Origin of the sequence: Paenibacillus pinisoli (genome assembly GCF_003605435.1) — a bacterium.
Taxonomy (GTDB): Bacteria; Bacillota; Bacilli; order Paenibacillales; family Paenibacillaceae; genus Pristimantibacillus; species Pristimantibacillus pinisoli.
This window is the reverse complement of the sequence record NZ_QXQB01000002.1, coordinates 315386-338787: the sequence shown is the minus strand read 5'-3', so window position 1 is coordinate 338787 and position 23402 is coordinate 315386. Positions and strand designations below refer to the sequence as shown.

The 23402-nt window shown below is 51.1% G+C and carries 20 protein-coding genes; 15 read left to right on the top strand and 5 right to left on the bottom strand.

Annotation, left to right across the window (positions count from 1 at the left end; all coding sequences use genetic code 11):
- The first annotated feature begins 14 nt into the window (after positions 1–14).
- The 9 genes from D3P09_RS09000 to D3P09_RS08960 all read left to right on the top strand — a co-directional run bounded on the left by D3P09_RS09000 (position 15) and on the right by D3P09_RS08960 (position 10863).
- Positions 15–899, top strand: a complete 885-nt coding sequence (locus D3P09_RS09000) for a carbohydrate ABC transporter permease (RefSeq protein ID WP_120109121.1) — start codon at positions 15–17, stop codon at positions 897–899.
- A gap of 64 nt (positions 900–963) precedes the next feature.
- The gene (locus D3P09_RS08995; RefSeq protein ID WP_120109119.1) at positions 964–2508 is read left to right on the top strand and encodes an extracellular solute-binding protein; all 1545 of its coding nucleotides are present in this window, start codon (positions 964–966) and stop codon (positions 2506–2508) included.
- Positions 2509–2575: 67 nt separating this feature from the next.
- Entirely contained in the window at positions 2576–4264 is a 1689-nt protein-coding gene (locus tag D3P09_RS08990) for a response regulator (protein ID WP_243644017.1), read from the top strand.
- 13 nt (positions 4265–4277) lie between these two features.
- Positions 4278–5336 carry a Gfo/Idh/MocA family protein gene (locus D3P09_RS08985; RefSeq protein ID WP_120109117.1) on the top strand — a complete coding sequence of 353 codons (1059 nt, stop codon included), beginning with the start codon at positions 4278–4280 and terminating at the stop codon, positions 5334–5336.
- A 17-nt stretch (positions 5337–5353) separates the two neighbouring features.
- Positions 5354–6211 carry a Gfo/Idh/MocA family oxidoreductase gene (locus D3P09_RS08980; RefSeq protein WP_120109115.1) on the top strand — a complete coding sequence of 286 codons (858 nt, stop codon included), beginning with the start codon at positions 5354–5356 and terminating at the stop codon, positions 6209–6211.
- A gap of 23 nt (positions 6212–6234) precedes the next feature.
- Positions 6235–7809 carry an FAD-dependent oxidoreductase gene (locus D3P09_RS08975; protein ID WP_120109113.1) on the top strand — a complete coding sequence of 525 codons (1575 nt, stop codon included), beginning with the start codon at positions 6235–6237 and terminating at the stop codon, positions 7807–7809.
- Between the two features lie 183 nt (positions 7810–7992).
- Entirely contained in the window at positions 7993–8685 is a 693-nt protein-coding gene (locus D3P09_RS08970) for a Crp/Fnr family transcriptional regulator (RefSeq protein ID WP_120109111.1), read from the top strand.
- A gap of 85 nt (positions 8686–8770) precedes the next feature.
- Entirely contained in the window at positions 8771–9583 is an 813-nt protein-coding gene (locus D3P09_RS08965; RefSeq protein ID WP_120109109.1) for a DNA alkylation repair protein, read from the top strand.
- 116 nt (positions 9584–9699) lie between these two features.
- On the top strand, positions 9700–10863 hold the full coding sequence (locus tag D3P09_RS08960) for a leucine-rich repeat domain-containing protein (protein WP_243644015.1): 1164 nt from the start codon (positions 9700–9702) through the stop codon (positions 10861–10863).
- 94 nt (positions 10864–10957) lie between these two features.
- Here the strand turns inward: D3P09_RS08960 and D3P09_RS08955 are convergent, their stop codons facing one another.
- Entirely contained in the window at positions 10958–11410 is a 453-nt protein-coding gene (locus tag D3P09_RS08955; protein WP_120109105.1) for a hypothetical protein, read from the bottom strand.
- A gap of 587 nt (positions 11411–11997) precedes the next feature.
- On the opposite strand from D3P09_RS08955, the gene D3P09_RS08950 reads away from it, so the two are divergent.
- The 3 genes from D3P09_RS08950 (at position 11998) to D3P09_RS08940 (ending at position 14717) form a co-directional block, all read left to right on the top strand.
- Positions 11998–13188: a bis-aminopropyl spermidine synthase family protein gene (locus D3P09_RS08950; protein WP_120109103.1), complete on the top strand. Its 1191-nt coding sequence runs from the start codon at positions 11998–12000 to the stop codon at positions 13186–13188.
- 128 nt (positions 13189–13316) lie between these two features.
- Positions 13317–13571 (top strand): DUF7667 family protein, encoded by a 255-nt coding sequence (locus D3P09_RS08945; protein ID WP_120109101.1) that lies wholly within the window; start codon positions 13317–13319, stop codon positions 13569–13571.
- 216 nt (positions 13572–13787) lie between these two features.
- The gene (locus D3P09_RS08940) at positions 13788–14717 is read left to right on the top strand and encodes an alpha/beta hydrolase (RefSeq protein WP_120109099.1); all 930 of its coding nucleotides are present in this window, start codon (positions 13788–13790) and stop codon (positions 14715–14717) included.
- A 15-nt stretch (positions 14718–14732) separates the two neighbouring features.
- On the opposite strand, the gene D3P09_RS08935 is transcribed toward D3P09_RS08940, so the two are convergent.
- The gene (locus D3P09_RS08935) at positions 14733–16325 is read right to left on the bottom strand and encodes a histidine kinase N-terminal 7TM domain-containing diguanylate cyclase (RefSeq protein WP_243644013.1); all 1593 of its coding nucleotides are present in this window, start codon (positions 16323–16325) and stop codon (positions 14733–14735) included.
- Positions 16326–16563: 238 nt separating this feature from the next.
- Between D3P09_RS08935 and htpG the strand changes: the two genes are divergently transcribed.
- Both htpG and D3P09_RS27615 read left to right on the top strand, forming a co-directional pair.
- Positions 16564–18444 carry a molecular chaperone HtpG gene (htpG, locus tag D3P09_RS08930; RefSeq protein WP_120109097.1) on the top strand — a complete coding sequence of 627 codons (1881 nt, stop codon included), beginning with the start codon at positions 16564–16566 and terminating at the stop codon, positions 18442–18444.
- A 215-nt stretch (positions 18445–18659) separates the two neighbouring features.
- A complete protein-coding gene (locus D3P09_RS27615) occupies positions 18660–19217 on the top strand; it encodes a hypothetical protein (protein ID WP_165867364.1) in 558 nt (185 codons plus the stop codon).
- Positions 19218–19326: 109 nt separating this feature from the next.
- Here D3P09_RS27615 and clpP read toward each other — a convergent pair whose 3' ends face one another.
- On the bottom strand, positions 19327–19911 hold the full coding sequence (gene clpP / locus D3P09_RS08920) for an ATP-dependent Clp endopeptidase proteolytic subunit ClpP (RefSeq protein ID WP_120109095.1): 585 nt from the start codon (positions 19909–19911) through the stop codon (positions 19327–19329).
- Positions 19912–20089: 178 nt separating this feature from the next.
- Between clpP and D3P09_RS08915 the strand changes: the two genes are divergently transcribed.
- Positions 20090–20803 carry an RNA polymerase sigma factor gene (locus D3P09_RS08915; protein WP_120109093.1) on the top strand — a complete coding sequence of 238 codons (714 nt, stop codon included), beginning with the start codon at positions 20090–20092 and terminating at the stop codon, positions 20801–20803.
- A gap of 69 nt (positions 20804–20872) precedes the next feature.
- Here D3P09_RS08915 and D3P09_RS08910 read toward each other — a convergent pair whose 3' ends face one another.
- On the bottom strand, positions 20873–21790 hold the full coding sequence (locus tag D3P09_RS08910) for a helix-turn-helix transcriptional regulator (RefSeq protein ID WP_120109091.1): 918 nt from the start codon (positions 21788–21790) through the stop codon (positions 20873–20875).
- 48 nt (positions 21791–21838) lie between these two features.
- Positions 21839–23380, bottom strand: a complete 1542-nt coding sequence (gene gntK / locus D3P09_RS08905) for a gluconokinase (protein ID WP_120109089.1) — start codon at positions 23378–23380, stop codon at positions 21839–21841.
- Positions 23381–23402 lie beyond the last annotated feature (22 nt).

The window sequence follows — 23402 nt, the reverse complement described above, 5'->3', positions numbered from 1 at the left end:
AAAGGGGGCTTCTTATGCGGCAAAAGACATCGGTTCTAGACAAGGTATTTGTGGCTTCGAATTATACGTTCTTTATCTTTATGGGCGTTATCACCATATTCCCGTTCCTTAATTTGATAGCGAAGTCCCTGAGCAGCGAGGCGGCGGTTATATCGGGGCAAGTCAATCTGCTGCCTGTCGATTTGCAATTCGGAACGTACGTCTATGTAATGAGCGACAAATTGTTTCAAAGCGCTTTTATTAATTCGATTATCGTAACGGTGGTCGGCACGCTGCTCAGTCTCATTATGACATCGCTGTCTGCTTATCCGTTGTCAAAGCCGAAGCTGCGGGGACGCAAGATTTTTATTCTTATGTTCGTGTTCACGATGCTGTTCAGCGGCGGCTTGATCCCTACGTACTTGCTAATAAGAGAATTAGGTCTCGTGAATACGCTGCCGGTGCTTTTCTTGCCGGGCATGATCAGTGTTTTTAATATGCTGGTTATTAAAAGCTACTTTGAAAACATACCGGAAGCATTAGAAGAATCGGCCAAGATTGACGGAGCCAGCAATATTCGAACGCTCTTCCAGGTCGTGCTGCCCCTATCGCTGCCTGTCCTTGCGACGATTGCTTTGTTCTATGCGGTAGCCTTCTGGAATGACTTTTTTACCGCGATGATTTACATCAATAGTCCCGATCTGAAGCCGCTGCAGCTCTATCTCAAGGAACTGCTGGCGTCCGCCAACAATATATTTTTGAAGCTGGATACGATCGATGTGAATATGGCGATGAATGTTTCGCCGCAGGCGATTCAATCGGCGTCGATCATCGTCGCGACCATACCGATATTGCTGGTTTATCCTTTCTTGCAAAAGTATTTTGTAAAGGGGGTCATGCTTGGCTCTGTAAAAGGATAGAGGAAATGAATAGGCAACGGTATTGCACGAAGGCTGGTTCAATTCAAAGGGAGGTTACGACCATATGAAGAAAACGATTACTCTGCTGATGTTGATCGCAGTTATGATTGTATCTGCATGCTCTAGCTCAGGCGATGGAGGAAAGAACACGAATAAGGAAACGGCATCGCCGACTAGCTCTGGGAACGCGACGAATGCGCCAGAATCCACAGAGGATGTCCTGAGCGGCACGAAGCCGCAGCTCAGACAGCTTCAGCCGTTCGACCGATTCGATCCTAATACCTACTTTACGGCTGGATTCCTGGAGGAGAAAACCGGCTATAAGACGACCTACGATATGCTGCCTGAAGAGCTCCCCAATGAAAAGTTGAATCTGCTGATGTCCAATCGTGAAAAATACGATATTATGCGGCTGACCAAAGAGCAGTTTTTCACTTTGGCAGAAGCGGGCGCTTTGGAGCCTTTGAACGATTTGATTGACAAATATGGTTCCAATCTGAAAGCAGGCATTGAAGATACGACGTGGTCGGCCGCTACGATAGACGGGAAAATTTACGCCATTCCGCAAGGCGGAACCGGCATCTATGCCAGCTCCAGCCTTGTCATTCGCAAGGATTGGCTCGAGGAGCTTCAATTGCAAGTGCCTACTAACCGCGACGAGCTGTACACGGTGCTCAAGGCCATCAAGGATAAGAAAGGGGTTATTCCTTTCACTGGAACCGGTCAGGTGAGCGTCATTCCTGAGATTGCATCCACATTCGGAATTGCCAACACCCTGACCAACAATGCCTGGCTGGAAGTGGACGGAGGGGTCATTCATCAGGCCGAGCATCCAAGGATGAAAGAATATTTGACCTTCATGAATAAATTATACAAAGAAGGATTGCTTGACTCCGAGTGGCCTATTAATACAAGCTCTGTTGCAATCGAGAGATTCACAAGCGGCCAGTCTGCCATGATGAGCTTGGCTTGGTGGAGTGCGCCATCGGTCGTGAACGCTTTGAAGAAAAACTTCCCTGATGCGGATTTCGTCACGCTGCCATTCTTGAAGGATGAGCAAGGCGTATCGACGATTGGCGTCAACACGGGCATTACGTACTTTATGGCCATTCCGAAATGGTCCGTAAATAAAGAGCATGCAATGAATTATATGAATCTTAAATTGGAAAAGGATTTATTCAAAGAGATTGTTATCGGCCAAGAAGGCGTTCATCACAAGTTCGAAGACGGCAAATACTTCCCGATTCTGCCCGCTTTTGATGATCTGAATAATGCAAGCTACTATCTGACTGGCGTTGATGAAAGCGTCTATGCGAGTTACTGGCAGGCGAGGGTAAGGAAGGATCCGATCTTGTTTAATTACTTTGAAGAGCTGCAGCAGCTGGCAGAAGGACTGTTTGTCATTGACCGTTTGTCCAATGCTCCGCCGATTGCGAGCATCTCTGAGCATTCGCAGAAGCTGACCAAGTTCTCGAACGATACGTATTTGCAATTCATCGCCGGAACAGCGTCACTGGATACCTTTGATAGTTATTTGGCGAAATGGAAGGCAGATGGCGGCGATGCGATGAACAAAGACGCCAATGCATGGTTTAGCACGCAAAAGTAATTCATTTTGAACGACCACTTATAATGGAAGTTGAACGACCTCTAGCAGCCAAGGGAGAATCTTTGCCATGGTTGGCAAAGATTCTTCTGGTATGATGAAGGATATGCGGACATCCGTGTCGGCAATGCCATATCGCTTGGGAGGGCTGCTCATGTATTTAATGATCGTAGAGGATGAACCAAGGCTGCGCAACAATTTGGCGCTGGAGATTCCTTGGGAGGATCATGGGATTGAGGTCATCGGGCTGGCGGAGAGCGGCGAAGAAGCGCTTAAGCTGTTCGACCGCAAGAAGCCTGATATTATGCTGCTGGACGTGCAAATGTCCGGGATGAGCGGGCTTGAGCTTGCCAAGCTTGTGCGGCTCAAAAATCCTTATATCAAAATGATTGTCTTAAGCGGACATGACAACTTTGAATTTGCCCAGATTGCCATGGAGACGGGGATCAGCAAATATCTGTTGAAGCCTGCCGGAGACAGTGAGATTCTGAACGCTGTTCTGGAGAGCGCCGCTGAATTGCGCGAGCAGCTCGATACGCTTCATAACCAGTCTCTATTAACTCAAAAGTGGACGCAGCATCTACCTCATCTTCGCGAGCTGTTTCTGATGAACTGGCTGCAAGGCAAATATTCGCTATGGGAGATCGCGAAGCATAGCTCGGATATGATGATGGACTTGGAAACGCCAAGATTATACTGCGTGGCCATTGTGGATATGGATCCCTTGCAGGCGGCCGAAACCAGATTTCGAGCGGATGATACCTCGCTGCTGCAAGTTTCGTTAAAGTATATCGCAAGCCAGGATTTGGAGCCGGAATGGATGTTTCTGGATTCGAACGGCTCGACGGTCATTCTCTTTCATACCTCTGCCGTTCATGACCCGGAGCCTTTTATCCTTTATGTGAATGCGACGATAGGCAAGCTGCTTAACATTGTCAAGGAAAGCCTCAAGCTAACGGCCAGTGCGGGAATCAGCGAGTATTCCGATCAATTGATCGACATGAACAAGCTCTATGAGCAAGCGCGTCAGGCGCTGCAGCGGCGCATTGTGTATGGGAAGCATATCGCCATTTCCTATCAAGCTCGATTCGAACAGGATATGCTGGACCTTGGCCAACCGAATAGCGAGCGCGAGCTTGAGATCGGAATTGAAACGGGGAATTTGGCCAAAGCATTGGAAGCGTTTGATAAACAATGGAATTCGCTTATGTTGGAAGCGGATACAATGGATAAGGTCAACGAGATCATCCTATATTTCGGCAGCTTGATCGTGCGGCTGATTCAGCAGCGCGGCTGCTCGGTGAAGGAGGTCGCGGGAAGCGATTTTCCTTATCTGCTTAATCTGCAGTCCTTTGCCACGAAGGAACAGGTCTATGAATGCTTACAGCGGATCATCCGTCATTTCATTGCGTATCAGCACGCAAGAAGAGGAAGCGCGGGGCATCGCATGGTTGAGGCGGCGCTACAGATTATCGATGACGGCATTCAAGAGGATTTGACGCTGTACAATGTGGCGGAGCGGCTATTTATCAATTCATCGTATTTGAGCCGGCTGTTCAAGCAAGAGACGGGCAAATCCTTTTCAGCTTATGTGCTGGAGCATAAGATGGAGCGTGCCAAATCGATCCTGATAAAGGGAGCGAAGGTATACGATACAGCAAGCGCAGTAGGGTATCGGGATTTAAGCTATTTTACAAAGGTATTCCGCAAGTATTGGGGAGTTACGCCCGGCGAGTTTTCAAAACTAGAAGCGAATTAGGGGAGGAATCGGGATGTCCAAAATAAAAGTTGCGATTATTGGCTGCGGTACCATTGCCAATCATGCTCATATTCCGTCTTATATGAAAAATGAGGATGCGGAGATCATCTATTTTTGCGATATTAACGGGGAACGAGCGGAAAAAGCGGTGCAGGAATACGGCTGCGGAACGGCCATTACGGATTATCGCGAGCTATTAAATGATCCTGAGGTCGATGCGGTATCGATCTGCACGCCGAATAATGTCCATGCGTCGATTGCCATAGAGTGTATGAGAGCGGGCAAGCATGTGCTGTGCGAGAAGCCTGCGGCAAGAACCTATGCAGAAGCGCTGGAGATGCAGAAAGTTCAGCATGATACGGGAGTCACTTTGAATATCGGGGTCGTCAACCGTTTCAATACAAGCGTGAATATTATTAAAAATATGATCCAAAACGGCGAGCTGGGCGAGCTGTATCACGTCTATGTCAGCTTCCGCGCGCAGCGCAGCATTCCTGGCCTGGGCGGCGACTTCACAACGAAAGCGGTGTCGGGCGGCGGCGTGCTGATCGACTGGGGCGTGCACTATTTGGATATTGTGATGTACTGCGCCGGCGATCCGGAGCCGCGCACCGTGTCCGGGCAAGCCTTCTCCAAGCTGGGCAAGGATATGAAAAATTATTCGTACCTAAGCATGTGGGCAGGCCCGCCGAAATATGACGGCACGTATGATGTTGACGACTTTGTTACCGGGATGATCCGCACCTCCGGCCCAACCATATCTCTGAACGGCGCTTGGGCGCAAAATATTGGAATTGGCGAAACCTATATCGATTTTCTAGGCGATAAGGCGGGCATCCGCTTGCAGTATGGCGCCGACTTTAAGCTTTATAGCGCTCAGAACGGCGCTTTGCTGGAGACCATCCCTCAATTTAAGGAAGGCAATCATTTTCAGAATGAAATCGACAGCTTCATCCAGTGCATTCAGACCGGCGAGAAACTGCCGTCTCATATTGATACGGTCATTCTGTCTTCCAAAATTATTCAAGCGATTTATGATTCATCCGACAACGGCCGGGAAATCTCGTTCTAGCGAGAGGAGTGCGCGATATGAAAAAGATAGGCTTCATCGATTATTACTTGGATGAATTCCATGCGAACAAATATCCGAAATGGATTGAAGAGGCGTCCGGCGGAACGATGAGGGTTGCTTATGCTTACGGGAAAATTGACAGCCCTGCCGGAATCAGCAATGCGGAGTGGTGCCGCAGCCATGGAGTGGAATTGCTGGACACGATTGAAGACGTTGTGGAGCGCAGCGATTATTTGATCGTATTGTCGCCGGATAACCCGGAATTTCATGAGGAGCTGTCCGATCTTCCGCTGAGGTCCGGCAAGCCGACCTATATCGATAAGACCTTCGCTCCAGACAGGGCGGCGGCAGAGAGAATGTTCCAGCTTGCCGGGCAATATGGAACGCCGATGTATTCTACGTCCGCGCTTCGTTATGCGGCTGAATATACGGCAGATTCACAATTAGAGGCGGAGACGATTAGCAGTTGGGGACCAGGCCTCTTCGATACTTACGCCATTCACCAAATTGAACCAATTGTGGCATTAATGGGGGCTGGCGCGAGTAGAGTGATGTATACGGGTACAGCTGCGTCGCCCGCGCTGCTGATTGATTTTGGCAACGGAAGACAGGCTTCATTGAACCAGTTGGGCTGGGAGTGCCCGTTTATGATGGCCGTAAAATATATAGAAGGCCCTACTGTCGTGAAGAAAGTTGAGTCTCCATTTTTTGAGCTGTTTATCGAAAGCATGGTGTCCTTTTTCAGAACATCGATTCCTGCAGTAGCGTCGTCTGAGACGCTGTCCGTTATTACGATCATTGAATATGGAATCAAGGCTATGGAGAAGCCTCATCAATGGGTGCAATTGCCTTCCATTGATGGGAGTAGACATTAGCGGAAGAGGTGTGGCTTTTTATTATGGTACAACACTTGAATGCAGACATCGTCATTATCGGAGGCAGTACCGGCGGGGTTGCGGCAGCGCTAGCAGCAGCCAAAGCGGGCAAGCGCGTTATTATGACAGAGGAAAGCGATTGGATTGGCGGACAATTGACCAGCCAGGCCGTTCCCCCGGACGAGAATAGATGGATTGAGCAATTTGGCTGTACGGCAAGCTACCGGCAATTTCGGAATAGAGTGCGGCATTATTACCTGAATAACTTTCCTGTAACGCCGGAAGCGCGTATGCGATTGGCCTTTAACCCCGGAAATGCATCCGTCAGCAAAATATCGCATGAGCCAAGAGCAGCTCTTGCAGTGTTGCGCGATATGCTTGCTCCTTATGTGCACAGCGGCCGCCTGACGGTTTTAGAATATTATAAGGTGCAGCAGGTAGAGACGGATGGCGACCGGATCCTTTCGGCGAAATTGCGGCATGTGCTGACGGGTGATAAAGTGGTGTTGACCGGAGCCTATTTCCTGGATGCAACCGATGAAGGAGATGTCTTGCCTCTAGCGAATGTAGAGTACGTAACTGGGGCAGAGTCGGTGGAAGACACGGGCGAGCCCCATGCCCTGCCGGGTGAGGCCGATCCTATGGATATGCAGGCCATAACATGGTGCTTCGCCATGGACCATATCGATGGCGAGGACTATACGATAAGAAAGCCGGACCAGTATGATTTCTGGCGCAATTATCGCGCTGACTTCTGGCCGGATAAGCAGCTGAGCTGGACGGGAGTAGTGCCGTCTACTCTTCAGCCGACAACGTACAGCTTATTCCCGGATGGCAAGCACTTCTCCTTATGGCAGTATAGACGCTTGATCGATCGTCAGCAGTTCGCTCCGGGCACCTTCGAAAGCGACCTGACCGTTGTGAATTGGCCGCAAAATGATTACTGGCTGGGGCCGATCATTGATGTAAGCGACAAGGAGAGAGCGAAGCATCTGAACAATGCGAGGGAGCTAAGCTTATCGCTGTTTTATTGGATGCAGACAGAGGCTCCGCGTCCTGATGGCGGCGCCGGTTATCCCGGACTTCGCCTTCGCGGCGATGCAGCCGGCACGATAGATGGCTTGGCGAAGATGCCTTATATTCGTGAATCGCGCCGGATCAAAGCGGAATGCACCGTGCTAGAGCAGCATTTAAGCCCAGATTGCCGCGAGGATGGGAAGGCGGAGCGTTATCCGGACAGTGTGGGGATCGGTTCTTACCGAATTGACCTGCATCCAAGCACATCGCTTCGCACCTATATCGATGTAGCTTCTTTGCCTTTCTATATCCCTTTAGGCGCCTTGATTCCTGTGCGGATGGACAATTTGCTGGCAGCCTGCAAAAATATCGGAACGACCCATATCACCAATGGATGCTACCGGCTGCATCCTGTGGAGTGGAATATAGGGGAAGCGGCGGGCTATTTGGCTGCTTACTGCGTAGAGAAGGGGCTCAGCCCGCGTGATGTCCGCAACAATGCGGGACAGCTTGAGCAATTCCAAAAGCGGCTGATAGCAGAGGGTATTGAGCTGGATTGGCCTTCTATCCATGCGGTATGAATGCCGCCCGTTTGACAAACCATCCATAGCGATAATCTGATTGCCGAGAAGGAGCTGTCCTGAATGTCCGAAGCGACATAGGGGCAGCTTTCTTTTTGCGCCAGTAATCTCGTGCCGATGGAACCGGCTTATTGCGTTGTCCGCAAAAATAAGCGATGATCGCTATGAGCGGGGAGGAGAACGATGGATCGTATTCAGTATTTATCGCAATTTAATTTGATGCATTCACTTAGCGAGAGCGATTTGATAGAGATGGACAAATTGACCGTCATCACAACAGTCCCGAAGCATACGTTTATCCAGACACCGGATACCTTCATTGAAACCTTGTATTTTATAAAAAAAGGAAAAGTCCGCCTGTACCGGCTTAGTGAGGAAGGGAAGCAATTCACGCTGGACATATTGGGTGAAGGGAATATTTTTGGCGAGATGGAGGAATTCTCGTTAGGCACGCGAGGTTTGTTTATCGAAACGATTGTGGAGAGCGATATTTGTATGATGGACAAGGAAAGGTTTCGGACCTATGTCATTCAGCATCCGCAATTCATGATGAACATGCTGAAAGCCATCAGCGAGCGTCTGTCCAATATGAGCAGTCTCGCCCAGAATCTGGCGCTTGGAAAGCTGCATGATAAAATCATTCATGCCTTAATCGAGCTGTTCAGCCGCTTTGGCGTTTGGGATGAGAGCTGTGAATTCGGCAAAATTGATATGCCGCTATCGCATGCGGAGATTGCCCATCTTGTGGGGGCCTCCAGGGAAGCTGTCTCTATAGCGTTAAAGGAGCTTGCGGATTCCGGTGTGCTGCAAGTTGGATTCCGTTCGATAGCCCTTCATCGCGATGTTCTCACAGAGCAGAATGGATTTCATTTGTAATCTGCCTTACAGCTTTTTACCTGTTACTGCTCCTATGATGGAGGAAAGTCATTAGGGAGGCTGCAAATTGGTGGAGGCAAACGTAATGCCGGAGTCTATTGCGGGCCGGAAAGGGCCGCGCAGAGCTAGTGAAATCGTACCTGAAGCACTCGATTTATTGAACAGAGGGCAAATCCAAACCGTTAATTTAACCGAATGGCTGGCCGTTGATCATATAAAGCTGCTAAGAGCCGTTCTGGTGGAGCTTGGCTTGCAGCATCACACTGCTGCCATGATGTCCGCTCTGGAACGAATAGAGGGGCAGCCTGCCATGAAGGTGATCCCCGCTGTAGCTGGCGAATGGCTCGGAATGATGCGGCAGCAGAAGGACGGGCAAAAGGAGATCGTTGAACGATTGGCCGCGCATACGTCGGACAGCGTGCGCTGCTGGGCGGCGTACATCATTGGCTTGGAAGCGCTGGATCTGGAACAAAAGCTGGCGAGTATTCGCCGCTTTGCTGCCGATCATCATTTTGGCGTGCGCGAAATCGCATGGATGGCGATTCGGGCAGATGTCTCGCAAGAACTGCTGCTGTCTATTCAAGTATTGAGTGAATGGGTCCATGAAGAAGACGCCAATCTTCGGAGATTTGCCGTTGAAGCGACTAGACCGCGAGGGGTGTGGGCCAAGCATATTACGGAGTTGAAAGTGAATCCTGAATTAGGACTGCCTTTGCTTGAACCTCTGAAAGCCGACACATCCAAGTATGTTCAGGATTCCGTTGGCAATTGGTTGAATGATGCGGCGAAGTCCAGGCCGGAATGGGTGGCTGGCTTATGCCAGACATGGCTCGCGTTATCCGGCGAGGCATCAACCAAGCGAATCGCAGCACGGGCGCAAAGAAGCATCAAATCGTGAAAACTAAGTCTATTTTCCCATCTTTCACCAAACAATAAGGTCATAAGACCGCTGACCCTGGCGGGGATGGAAGCTATAATAAGCCTAACAAGGCAGCTGCTTGCTGAAGGAGGCGTATGATGGACATTACTGGGGAATTCATAGACGAAGGATTTAGGAGCTATGTTCTGGACAATTTCTCGGGAGGCCGAGATCGCATAGAGCGTGGCGATGTGGAGCATGTCTTGTCGCTTCAGCTTCAGAATCGCAAGTTCTCCAGTTTAAGCGGGATCGAGCATTTTGTGTCGCTTGAAGAACTGAATTGCTCGTATAATAGGCTGAGCGAGCTGAATCTTAGTCATAACGTGCGGTTGAAGGAGCTCAATTGCAATAAAAACGATATTTATGGACTAGATCTCACCAGCCTTCCAGAGCTGGAGATGCTGGATTGCGGTTTTAACCGAATCCGCAAATTGGATGTCAGCGGCAATCCCAAGCTTGCGAAGCTGCATTGCTACTGGAACCTTCTGACGGAGCTGAGGCTAGAGAGCAACGAGCAATTAGCGGAGCTTAATTGCGGCTATAATTCCTTATTCGCGCTGGATCTGGAGCAGAACAGACAGCTTGCACGACTCGATTGCGGCAATAACTATTTGAGCACTTTGAATATCGGGAATTGCATAGGACTGATAGAGTTGCGCTGCAACCACAATCATCTTGTCCAATTGGATGTGGCTAAGATCTCCGCCTTGGAGAGTCTTAGATGCTTTAACAACCATATTGCGAGCCTGGACATCAGCCGGAATGCCCGGTTAATGGAGCTGTATTGCTCTGAAAATAAATTATCGGTGCTGGATACGAGTGATAACCCTAAGTTAGTGAAAGTGGATTCCTCCAATAATCTGATGATAGAGCCGGACTATATCATAGAGGAAGTGGGCACGTTCAAATACGACAATTCCTTTTCCTCGTATTCTGCCACTTTGATATACAAGGACAATGAAATTGCCGCTTCTGTAGATGCTTCAACCTTAGCGGATATGGAGCAGCTGTCGCCATTGATTAGAGGGGCATGGGAACGCAGGGAGGAACTGGTCGGGCAAGCGCTGGAGCTGATCGCCCGGACGCATCCGGATGAGGATGTGAATGAGCTGGTGCTGTCGGCCCTCGAATTTGAAAGGGATGGAGCCTTCCGCTTAGGATATGATGCGGGCGAGACGCCAGCCGGACAGCTTTACATCTACGCACTCTTTTCGGCGGAGTTGGAATTAGACAGTGCTCTGGTGTATGAGACGTATTAGTTGTTACTCAACTATTTCAGTTGAATCAATGTATTCTTCCCAAGTAAAAAAGCCTCCTTTTATAGGAGGCTTTAGCTTTTATATCGGGACTGTTTTACAAAGAAATAGTTCCGTCTGGACCGGCCTCTAGCTTCGCTTCTGGGCGGTTTAATGCTTTATTGAATTCAGGAATGAGTCTAAGCGGATCTAATATGGAGCTTGTGAAGGTAATGGCTTGTTCTTTACCGTTTTTATCGTAATAGAATACAACAAATAGTGGGGTTTTCATTCCGAATGCGCCCATACTCATTGGATTTTTGTTGCTGAATCTAATAATTCTCTCGTTAGGAATATCAAAAGATTGTTTTTTAACATCAATAATCAATTTATCCTCACAAGTGTGAAGAGTAGCAAAAGTTGGTTGGACAGGGAGCCCTTCGACAAGTTCGAGTGCAATCGAATATTTGGAGCCAATATTTTGTTGGCGATTTTTTGCTTTTGATCGACCTCTGACCAGTGAAACGATAAGGAAAATAATAGCTGCCAGAATAATAAGTGCAATTAACATATGTAATCCTCCTCAATATTTTACTATATAGTACCATAGAACCAATAGAGTGCATAGTTTCCTTTAGTTTAAATTAAGACATATTAAAACAAATAATGACATGATTACCGATGGTTATTTCATTGGATCCCACCAAACAAATTTGACTCCACCAATCCAAATACGATAACATAAAGGTAATTCCCTTTAAGGAGAGAGTTTATGAATCAGGTCGTTCTTAACTAATCAAATTCCATATTAGAGGTATCCGTAAGGCTATGAACCATGCGCTCAAGTAGAGGGTGGTTTGTTTCTTGATGGCCAAGGGGATGCTTCGGAATTAGTTAAGAACAACGGATTAATCTAAACCTTAGGGGACGCCTATACCACCTGCGCCTTTATCCGTACTGTGTTCAGTGCGGATTTTTTGCGTTTATGGCGAGTTATTAGGCATCTGCAATAGAGGGCAGGGATGACGTATGTTCATCTCTGCCCTATATTGCGTTTCATACAAAAAATGAGGAGTGATGACATGTCAGTGTCAATTGTGCGGATAAGAGCGAACCAGAGAACAACTATTTTTATATACGAGACTGGAGGATGAAAGAATGAAACACTACACCAAAATAGTTAACGAAAAGATGACGCTGCAAGAAGGAGAGCAAGCGGTTGAGCAATTGCTGCTGGAATGCTATTTGCAGCCGGGCATCTCAACCAAGGAACTGGCCAGGAAGACATTGCTTCCCGTCCCGGTAGCTGCAGCTGTCAAGCGGGAGCTGATTAAAGCGGGAGCATTGGCGCAGGAGCGGGGCGTCCGTTGTACTCCGGAGGGGACGGCTTGGGTGGAGGAAGTGTGGGGATACCGGGGCCTCGACCGTTCATTCCACCGGGCTATGCGGGAAATGTCGGGATGGGATAAGGAACTGAGCAGAATATTGGCGAAGCTTAAGGAGTTGTTCGCAGAGCGGCCGGCTGTTGACGTACGCATTGACCAGTCCAAGTGTACGCCGGAGACCAGCCTGCGCCGCGCCGTTCTTTGCCTTCAGCAGCATGCGCTCATCGGCAAGCGGATATTATGTGCAGGAGACGATGATCTGGTCAGCGTGGCGATGGGGCTGCTGCTCCAGAGATTATTCCCAAGCGGGGGGCATGCGGCGACGAATATTGAGGTGATGGATATTGATGTGCGGTTTATCCGCTACATTGAAGAGGTGGCGAGGGAGCATGACCTTCCTGTCACATGTCATCACGTTGATTTCAGGGAGCCGCTGCCGCTGGCGCTATGCGGTCGTTATGATGGTTTCTTCACCGATCCGCCGTATACGCTGCAGGGCATGAGCCTGTTCCTATCGCGCGGCATTCAGGCGTTGAACCATTCGAAGGGGCTGCCGGTCTTCCTGTCCTTCGCGCATAAATCGCCAGGATTTATGCTGGCGATGCAGCGGGAATTTGTGCGGATGGGTCTTACGGTGTGCGCAAGCTTCCCGCACTTCAACGAGTATGAAGGGGCCGAGATGATTGCGAACCGCAGCCAGATGTTCATTCTGCGCACGACAGACCAGACGGAACCAGAGCATTGCGGCGCTTTCACCGATGCCTTGTATACGGGAGAAGTCAAGCGGACGCTGCGCATCTATGCGTGCAAGCAATGCGCGCGGCAAATCTTAGTAGGCATCCAAGAAGAGATCGAGACGATTGAGCAGCTGAAAAATGTGGGCTGTCCGGCTTGCGCCAATGATACGTTTGAGATGGTGGAGAAAAGGGCTGTATCCGGCTCCGGCTTAGGTGATCAAGCCTAGAATCTACCCTCTGATGCTAGATTCTATAAAAATATTCAAAATAGTTGTCCGAGCATGAATGAACAACGCCAGACGGGCTATCCTGTTAGTATTGGCAGGAAATCCGGTATGAAGGTAGGGTGGGACACATGATTGGCATTCATTCGGCACACCGCAGGCTAGCGGAATTAACCTTGAAGGCGAAGTCGATAGGGGGCAATTATGATCGGCTTTCAGCTGTGGAGAAGCAGGAGCTCGCTCATTGCCTGACGGTAAATCTGGAGCTGGTGCGCAAGCTCGATTCCTTGAAATCGCTGGCATTTGTAGCCTATGAGCAGGGCGATATGGTATGGCATAACGAAATATGCGAGAAGCTTGAGGAGATGGAGGCGGGCCTGCTGTAGCAGGCCCAATTGGCGATTCTGGAACCACTCCATTCTTCATAAAATTTGCTATGATAGAGAAGTTGGAGAGGATCAAATCATTTTTAAATACGCCCATTAACAAAACATGCAGGTACAAGGTCCGCAGAGCAAGCTCCCGCAGCTTGCCTTGCGGTCCTTTATTTCATTATGATAACAATAACAGATCATCGATCCATAACCGAAGGGAGCTTGCAGATGCTCGTTACTATTATCGTAGTTATACTTGTTATAGGCATCGCAGGGGCCAGCTTGTATTTCTATAACGTCGCCATCGCGCGTACCGACAAAAGCTTTTTAGACGGCAACCCGGACCTTGATGTTGGCGCAAGCGCGGAAAATCCCTATGAGCGCAATGACCAGTGGTGGGACTCTCAGTCATTCGAAGAATGGAACCTGCAATCAGAGGACGACCTGCGCTTGCATGCCTATTATTTGGAGGCGAAGCAGCCTTCCTTTGTAACAGTTATCATCGCACATGGCTATTCCGGCCATGCGGCGCTCATGACCAACTATGCACAAATGTATAGTGAAAAATTGGGGTATAATGTATTGCTTCCGGATGCCAGAGGGCACGGGCGGAGCGAGGGCCGGTATATCGGCTTTGGATGGCCGGAGCGAAGGGATTATGTCGGCTGGATTCGGAAAGTGGTCGAGAGGAACGGAGAGAAGTCGCAGATCATTCTGCATGGCGTCTCAATGGGCGGGGCAACGGTCATGATGACAAGCGGCGAGCCGCTCCCGCACCAGGTTAAGGCGATTATTGAGGACTGCGGCTATACGTCTGCGAGGGAGCAGCTTGCCTACCAGCTGAAAAGAATGTACAAGCTTCCGTCTTTCCCGCTGCTTCAAACGACGAGTCTGGTGACCAAATGGAGAGCGGGCTACAGCTTTGGCGAGGCGTCTGCGATTAAGCAAGTGAGGAAGTCGAAGACGCCGATTCTGTTCATCCATGGAGACACGGACCTGTTCGTTCCGACGGCCATGGTGAATGAGCTGTACGAACAAGGACCGGAGGAGAAGGAGCTGCTTATTATTCCGGGCGCTGGTCATGGCCTCGCCAGGCACACCGACCCTGGCTCGTACGACCGTGCGGTAATTGGATTTATTCAGAAGCATGTACAATAATGCGGAAGTGAAGCTTTATGAAGGGATGGGCTTTGGCCTGGATTCCGGTGCAAGCGAACGGCTGACAATACCAACCGTATTCCTGCCGCTCCGTTTGGCTTCATACAACGCTTCATCCGCATCCCGAAGCATCGCTTCCAGGTTATATTGGCTGTGATCAGCCCCGGCGACCCCGAAGCTGGCTGTAACGGTCAGCGGACCGTGCGCAGAGGCTAATGGAGCAGCCGGCAAGGCTTCTCTCAGCCGGTTCGCCAGCTGAACGGCTTCTTTCCCTGTATAACCCTGCAGCGCCACGACGAACTCTTCACCGCCGTATCTGCCAAACAATGCGTCCTCAGGCAGCAGACTCCGGCAGGCCGTCACCGTATGAATCAGGACGGCATCTCCGGTATCGTGCCCATAGGTATCATTGAATTGCTTGAAATAATCAATATCGAACAGGATTAGCGAGACCGGCTGTCTCTTAGCCTCAGTGGCTTCCAGCATCGTTCTGGCTCTGTGGATGAACTGGGCCCGATTATAGATGCCTGTCAGTCCATCGTAATAGGCCTGCTGTTTAAGCTGCTCCTGCAGTCGGTAACGCTCAGTGGCATCGATGAGCATGAGCAGGCTGCCGACGATATCGCCTCGTTTTCCTTTAATCACTGACGATCTAACCTCATAATCCGAGCTGGAGTGGCGGAACTGCCACTTCATATGGCCTTGGATTCCGCTTGCTTCCCGCGCAATCGGGAAGGAATTCCCGCACATTTTCTCCCATACGGTGTCCAGCGTATCCCCTATCATCGAGGCTTTCAATTGCGGCAGCATTCGCTGCGCCGCACCATTGTAGTCGATCAGCTTCTCCGACAAGTCCAGCACAAGAACGCCTTCCGCCATGCTTTCGAACAGGCTTTCCTTTGCAATGGGTGAGATTCGAAGCATGTGAGTGGACATCATTGCCCATATATACATGGAAGAGGTAATGCAGAGCACGAAAGGCACAGGGTCCATCCCGTCCGGCGTAACGCCCATCAGATAGAGGAACGAAGCGATCATTGGCACGAACTGCCCGCTGATCAATGTGAACAGCTGCAGCCGGTAAGCGCGATTTGTTTTTCTCCACTGCCAGATCAGCAGAAGTCCGCCTGCCAGCAAGCAGCCGAACGTATAAGAGCCTTGGACGATATACCATTGGCCGATTACGACGTCGGCCATCGGAGTAGGGGTATCATCGCGAAGATAGATATGTTTATAGAAGAGATGATGCCAATCATTGGTTGCGGTCATAATCAGGGTAATGACCGGTATGGCGAACATGGAATAGGTCAGCAGGCGGGGCAGCGCTGCGGCGATGTAACGGATCACAAGAAGCAGGCCAAGAACGGGAGCAAAGCCGATTCCGATGTATTCGACGACGACCCAGCGCTTGATTTCCTGCAGCGTGTCGCTGGCCAGCTCGAAGGCAAAGGCGAAGATATAAACCGCTTGCAAAGCAGTGAGCAGAATCAGATAAGGGGAGCCCGGAATGTCTTTTCTCTTATAAACCGAATAAAGGCACAGAAAGATGCTGAGCACGCCGGATATGGCGACAAGGGTAATATAGACGGTAATTCGAGATTCTATCATGATCGGACTCCATGTCTTTAGTAGGATCGCCGCTTGAAAAGTGTCGAACCAAGTTGCAAATTGTCGGCGACTCTATCGTATCACATGTTGTGTGCAAGCTGTCAAAGCTTCAAGGAAATTACACAAAGAACTTCTTGGAAGTTGACATCTTTTTTGCGGTTATGGTATATAAAAAGGTAGAATTAGCACTCTGATGACAGGAGTGCTAACATTCAGATTGAAAGGAGCATGTTCATTCATGGCAAAAAAGCAATTTAAGGCGGAATCCAAGCGATTGTTGGAAATGATGATCAATTCGATCTATACCCAGAAGGAAATTTTTCTGCGGGAGCTGATCTCCAATGCCAGCGATGCGATCGACAAAATATATTACAAGGCGCTGTCCGATGAGAGCCTCGTATTCAACAAGGAAGATTACTACATAAAGGTGGCGGTTGATCCGTCGCAGCGTACGCTGACGCTGACCGATACGGGCATCGGCATGACGCAGGAGGAGCTGGAGAACAATCTGGGCGTCATTGCGAAGAGCGGATCGCTGGCGTTCAAGCAGGAGAATGAAGCAAAGGACGGCCATAATATTATTGGCCAGTTCGGTGTCGGATTCTATTCTGCATTCATGATCGCTGACGAGGTTGTCGTGACCTCGAAGGCGCTTGGCAGCGAAGAGGCGTATCGCTGGACGTCGAAGGGGGCGGACGGCTACACGATTGTGCCTGCGGAGAAGGACGGCGTCGGTACCGAAATCGTGCTGAAGATCAAGGAGAATACGGAAGACGAGCAGTACGACGAATTCCTGGAGCCTTATCGCCTGCGCGCCATTATCAAGAAATATTCCGACTTCATCCGTTATCCAATCAAGATGGATATGAAGAGCCAAAAGCCGAAGGAAGGCAGCGAGGAAGAGCTGGAGGAAGTGGTCGAGGAGCAGACCCTGAACAGCATGGTGCCAATCTGGCGCCGCAACAAAAACGAGCTGACCGAGGAAGATTACGCCGCATTCTATAATGAGAAGCGCTACGGCTTCGACCAGCCGCTGAAGCATATTCATATTAGCGCTGACGGCGCCGTCGTCTATAACGCGATTCTGTACATCCCGGAGAATACGCCTTTCGATTATTACACAAAGGAATATGCCAAGGGGCTGGAGCTGTACTCCAATGGCGTGCTTATCATGGACAAGTGCGCGGACCTGCTGCCTGATTACTTCAGCTTTGTGAAAGGGATGGTCGATTCCGAGGATCTCTCGCTGAACATCTCCAGAGAGCTGCTGCAGCATGACCGTCAGCTTAAGCTCATTGCCAAAAATATTAAAAACAAAATCAAGAGCATGCTTCAATCTATGCTGAAAGACGAGCGCGAGAAGTACGAGAAGTTCTACCAAGCGTTCGGCCGCCAGCTGAAGTTCGGCGTGTACAATGATTACGGCATGAATAAGGGCGATCTGCAAGACTTGCTGCTCTTCACTTCCTCGAAGGAGAAGAAGCTGGTCAGCCTGGATGAATACATCTCCCGCATGCCGGAGGATCAGAAGTATATCTATTACGCTGCGGGCGATTCCATCGAGCGGATCGAGAAGCTGCCGCAAATCGAGCTGGTGCTTGACAAAGGGTACGAAATTTTGTACTTCACGGACGATATCGACGAGTTCGCGATCAAGATCATTGCGAACTACAAGGAGAAGGAGTTCAAGTCGGTGTCCAGCGGCGATCTCGGCATTGAATCCGATTCCGAGGAAGCCAAAGACGAGACGGAGCAGAACGACAACAAGGAGCTGTTCGACGGCATGCTGGCGCAGCTTGGCGGCAAGGTTGTCTCTGTCAAGGCATCGAAGCGCCTGAAGAGCCATCCGGTATGCTTGTCCTCCGAAGGCGAGCTGTCGATTGAGATGGAGAAGATCTTGAAGGCAATGCCGGACAGCGGCAACATGAAAGCGGACAAGGTGCTGGAGATCAACGTGAACCATGAGGTATTCCAATCGCTCAAGAAAGCATATGGATCAGACACGGAGAAGTTCAACCTGTATACGCAGCTGCTGTATAATCAGGCTTTGCTGATTGAGGGACTGCCGATTCAGGATCCGGTCGAGTTCACCAACGATATTTGCAAAGTGATGGTATAAGATTTGAGTCATGATAGAACGACAAAGGCATCAGCCATGAGACTAAGTTTCATGGCTGATGTCTTTTTATGGGCCGCTGCCGTATGCGGCTATCTGATGTTGCGGAATATGCCAAGCAGATAGCCGCCATATTCAGCTAATGCTTAGCGGTGCCCGAACACGGATACGTCGATAACGTCGAAGCCTCTCAGTCTGCGGTTCCGTTTGCAGAGCGCATGGGCCGTGATGTGAAGCACTTCGCCAGGTACGCGGAAAGTCTCGGAGAACGATTCGCCTGGAGCCAGCTTGATTCTTCTCAGACGGCTAAAACCACGGCCGCGCTCCGCGCTGGTGAAGATCGAAATAATGACGCAGGATACGGATTCAAAGCGATTGTGTGCGTTAACCCGAATTGTCTCGAAATTGCGGACATCGATGCCGTCACGGCGGCGGAAGCGGTCGCGGTCACGATCTCTGTCGCGGTCGCGATCTCTGTCGCGGTCACGATCTCTGTCGCGGTCACGATCTCTGTCGCGGTCGCGATCTCTGTCGCGGTCGCGATCTCTGTCGCGGTCACGGTCTCTGTCGCGGTCACGGTCTCTGTCACGATCTCTGTCGCGATCTCTGTCGCGATCACGATGATGATGGTGGTGATGATCATGATCGTGGTGATGATCATGATCGTGTTCGTGATCGTGATGGTCATGACGGCGGCGGCGAGTCACCAGTCTGGTTTGGCCAGGACGAATGAAAAAGCCTCTACGCGGGGTTGTGAACAACAATCTGTTAGTTGACATTTATACACCTTCTTCTTCTAAAGTACTACATGCTATGAGTGTGCTATAGCAATTGCTTGTACTCTTGACTAAAGGTGAATGTCACAATGTTGATAGATTTGTCCTGCTAGCTTTTGGCGATTACTTTATCGATGATCCCGTAAGCCAGTGCTTCCTCGGCGGACATGAAATAGTCGCGGTCCATATCCCTCTCTATCCTCTCCAGCGGCTGCCCTGTCCGTTCTGAGGTAATCCGGTTCAGCTTCTCCCGATTAGCCAGAATCCGTTTGGCGCTAATGGCGATATCCGCAGCCTGCCCTTGCGCGCCGCCATGCGGCTGGTGGATCATGATCTCGCTGTTCGGCAGCGCGAACCGTTTGCCCTTCTCGCCGGCGAGAAGCAGGATCGCTCCGAAGGAGGCGGCAAAGCCGGTGCAGATCGTTTGGATTTGTGGTTGAATATACTGCATGGTGTCATAGATGGCGAGACCTGCCGTCACGGAGCCTCCTGGGCTGTTAATGTACATATGAATGTCCTTCTCCGGGTCGTCGGCGGTCAGGAACAGGAGCTGGGCGATCACGCTGTTGGCGACGGCATCGTTGATCTCCGAGCCGATGAATACGATCCGGTCCTTGAGCAGGCGGGAGTAGATATCGTAGGAGCGCTCACCGCGGTTCGTTTGCTCGACCACATAAGGAATTGGAATGTTCATGATGGTTCCTCCGTTCAAATGAGTGATGGGGTGTAACGCTTGGTAAACGAATTGAAGCGCTTGAAAGATACGCGATGTTTTTCATAAAATAAAAATAAGAAAAGGCGTATCTTTTGGGAGATCCCATTCGTTTATGACATAAAGGGAGAGGCTTATCTTCGCGCGAGGAGGCTGTGCAATGACGATGATGACAAAGGATAGGACTGACCGGAAGGAGCCGGATTGGGAGGGCTTGCAGAGAGCCCTCTACCGCTATTGCCTGGCGCTGACCGGCTCGGAGTGGGATGCGGCGGATTTGTCGCAGACGGCTTGGAGCAAGGCAATCTCGCGGCTGCGGGAGCGGGGGCATGATAACCCGGAGGCTTTCCTGCTTCGTACGGCCAAAAACAGCTGGATTGACGATTGCCGGAGGAAGTCGATGTACAAGGAGCTGTTGGACGGCATGGTTCATTCATACCGGCAGGATTCGCCGGTTCCGAAGGAGTATGACTCAGAGCAGGCTATGCAAGCTCTCGTCCGGCAGCTATCTCCTATACAACGCACGGTATTCGTTCTCAGGGAAGCGATGGGATATTCCATTGCAGAAACAGCTGAATGGCTGAATACGACGGAGGGCGCAGTGAAGGCGGCTCTCTATCGCGCGCGGCAATCGCTTGGAGCGGTTAAGGAAGCGATGGAGAGTGAAGAAGCGGCGGCCGATGAGCCGGATGCGGAGGAGCGGGAGACGATCAGCCAATCCGTGAAGGCGTTAGAGGAAGGGCGAGCCGCTGATCTGGTTTATCTGCTCTATGGAGAGCCATATTGGACAGTGCAAGCTGTTCAAGGCTATTTCCGCACAGGCGGGACGTCCTGCCATTCGTATTCAGCGCCATCAATGCGCATGTGCGCATAAGGCGGCTTAACGGAAAAAGACTAGATGCATGGGCTAAGGCGGGAATGCCAGCTCTGCATCTAGTCTTTTTTATTGGTATTTGCCAAGCATTAACTGAAGCTTTTGCGCCATATGCTCTCTGAGCGCTGGCGGTTCGATGACTTCTGCATCTTCGCCAAAGCCGAGAATGAGGTGGGGAAGCCATCCGGTGAGCGAATGCTCATCCGATTGGAAGCGGACGGTCAGCGAGCCGTCCTCGTGATACTCCTTCTCCGCCAAATGCAGACGGTCGAGCGCTCTAGCCAGCGAGGTTGCGGAGAATCGGATGACGACCTCCACAGCTTTGCTGTCCCCCGCTTGATAGCCGTTCCAAGGCTTCCGATCGTCTTTGGGCTGATGCCGGTCTGCAAAGTGCAGGCCGGTCGGCTTCAGCTCCTCCATGCGGGACAGCTTGAACTCGCGGTAATCCTGGCGGCTGCGGCAATAGCCGTACAGATACCAGGAATCGTTGCGGTACAGAAGCTGCACCGGCTCAACCGTACGCTCCATTCGTTCGTTTTTGAGACTGATGTACTGGAACTCAACGATTCTTAAGGAGGCGATGCTGTCGCGCAGCAATTGCAGCGATTTGCGGTAAACGGCGCGTCCTCCGATATCCAGGGACAGGGAGGAGCCCTGCTGTCCGCCCTGAATGGTCTTCAGCCTGCGAATGGTCTCGGCGGCGCGTTCATCTTGGAAGACCGTCGACATCGATTGCAGGACGGTGACGAGCGAATCGACGTCATAGCTGCCCAGCAGGCTGCGGTCCATCTTGTATTCCTCCATGATGCCGTAGCCGCCATTGACGCCCTGATACGACACGACAGGGATGCCTGCCGCGCAGATGGTCTCGATATCGCGGTAGATCGTACGCTGCGAGACGTTATACTTATCCGCCAGCTCGGAAGCGGACAGAATCTCATTATTCAGAAGCATATAGACCATGGAGATAAGTCTCTCCAGCTTCACAGGAATCGCTCCAATCGTATGGGTATAACCCGTTTATGATGCCAAGCGTTAACCTTGCTCCCTCTGGAAGGAAGCAATCGCAGCATAAGGAGCCTCCAGCAAGCGCGGCAGCTCGGCGAACAGCGGGAGCAGCTTGCGGTATGTCTCTGCCGCTGCTTCATCGGGCTTATGCGTATGAATGCCCCCAACCATCTCCTTCACTTCGCTGAGCGAGCCGATCTCTCCTTGCCCGTACATGCCAAGCACGACTGCGCCCAGGCAGGAGCTCTCGAAGCTCTCCGGCACCGTGACCTCCTGTCCGAATACATCCGCCAGCATCTGCCGCCATAGCTCCGAGCGGGCGAAGCCGCCAGTGGCGAGCACATGGGCGGGCGGACCGATCAGCTCCTGGAGAGCCGTTAATACGGTATATAAATTCATAATGACGCCTTCCATGGCGGCGCGAATCATATGTTCCTTCTTATGATGCATCCCAAGCCCGAAGTAAGAGCCGCGCGCATTCGCATTCCAGATCGGCGCCCGCTCGCCTGCCAGATAGGGATGGAAGAGCAGGCCGTCCGATCCCGGCGGCACCTTGGCTGCAATGCCGGTCAACAGCTCATAGGCATCGATGCCTAGCCGCTTCGCCGTCTCGGCTTCGGCACCGGCCAGCTCATCCCGCACCCAGCGCAGGATCATGCCTCCGTTGTTCACGGGCCCGCCGATTACCCAATGCTTCTCGGTAAGCGCATAACAGAAGACGCGGCCCTCCGGATCGGTGACCGGCTTATCCGTTACCGTCCGCACTGCGCCGCTTGTGCCGATAGTCACGGCCACGACGCCGGGATCGATCGCGGCTACGCCGAGATTGGAAAGCACGCCGTCATTGGCTCCTGTAATGAAGGTTATGTCGACGGGCAGCCCTGTTACCACCGCATACTCCGGCTTTAGGCCAGACATGGCATGCGTCGTGGCGACCGGCAAGGATAATTGCTCGCCGACAATGCCCGCAAGCTGGAGCGCTTCTTCATCCCAATCCAATGTCTCCAGATTGAGCAATCCGGTAGCGGATGCAATGGAATGATCGACGACATATTGACCAAGAAGGCGATGAAAGACGTATTCCTTAATGGAGATAAACTTGTGTTCCGCCTTGAACAGCTCCGGCCGCTCGCTTCGCAGCCATACCAGCTTGACGAGCGGCGACATCGGATGAATAGGCGTGCCTGTCCGTCTATAGATTTCATGGCCGTTATGCTCCGTCTTAATAATCTCCGCATAGGCAGCGCTGCGATTATCTGCCCATGTAATGGATGGCGTGAGCGGCTGGCCGCTGCCGTCAACGACAATCAAGCTGTGCATGGCGGAGCTGAATGCGACGAATCCCACTTCTCCGCCAGCTGCCCCGGCTTGCTCCAGACAGCCGCGAATAGATCGGAGCACCGATTGGAAGATGAGCTCGGGATCTTGCTCGGCGACTCCCGGCGCGGGAGTCATGAGAGGATACTCCTCGCCATGCCGGCTGAGCGCGCGTCCCCTCCGATCGAATAATACCGCTTTGGTGCTGGTTGTGCCTATATCGACGCCCATCCGATAGGGTTTCATCGTCATATCCCTCCTATATGTTGGAGCA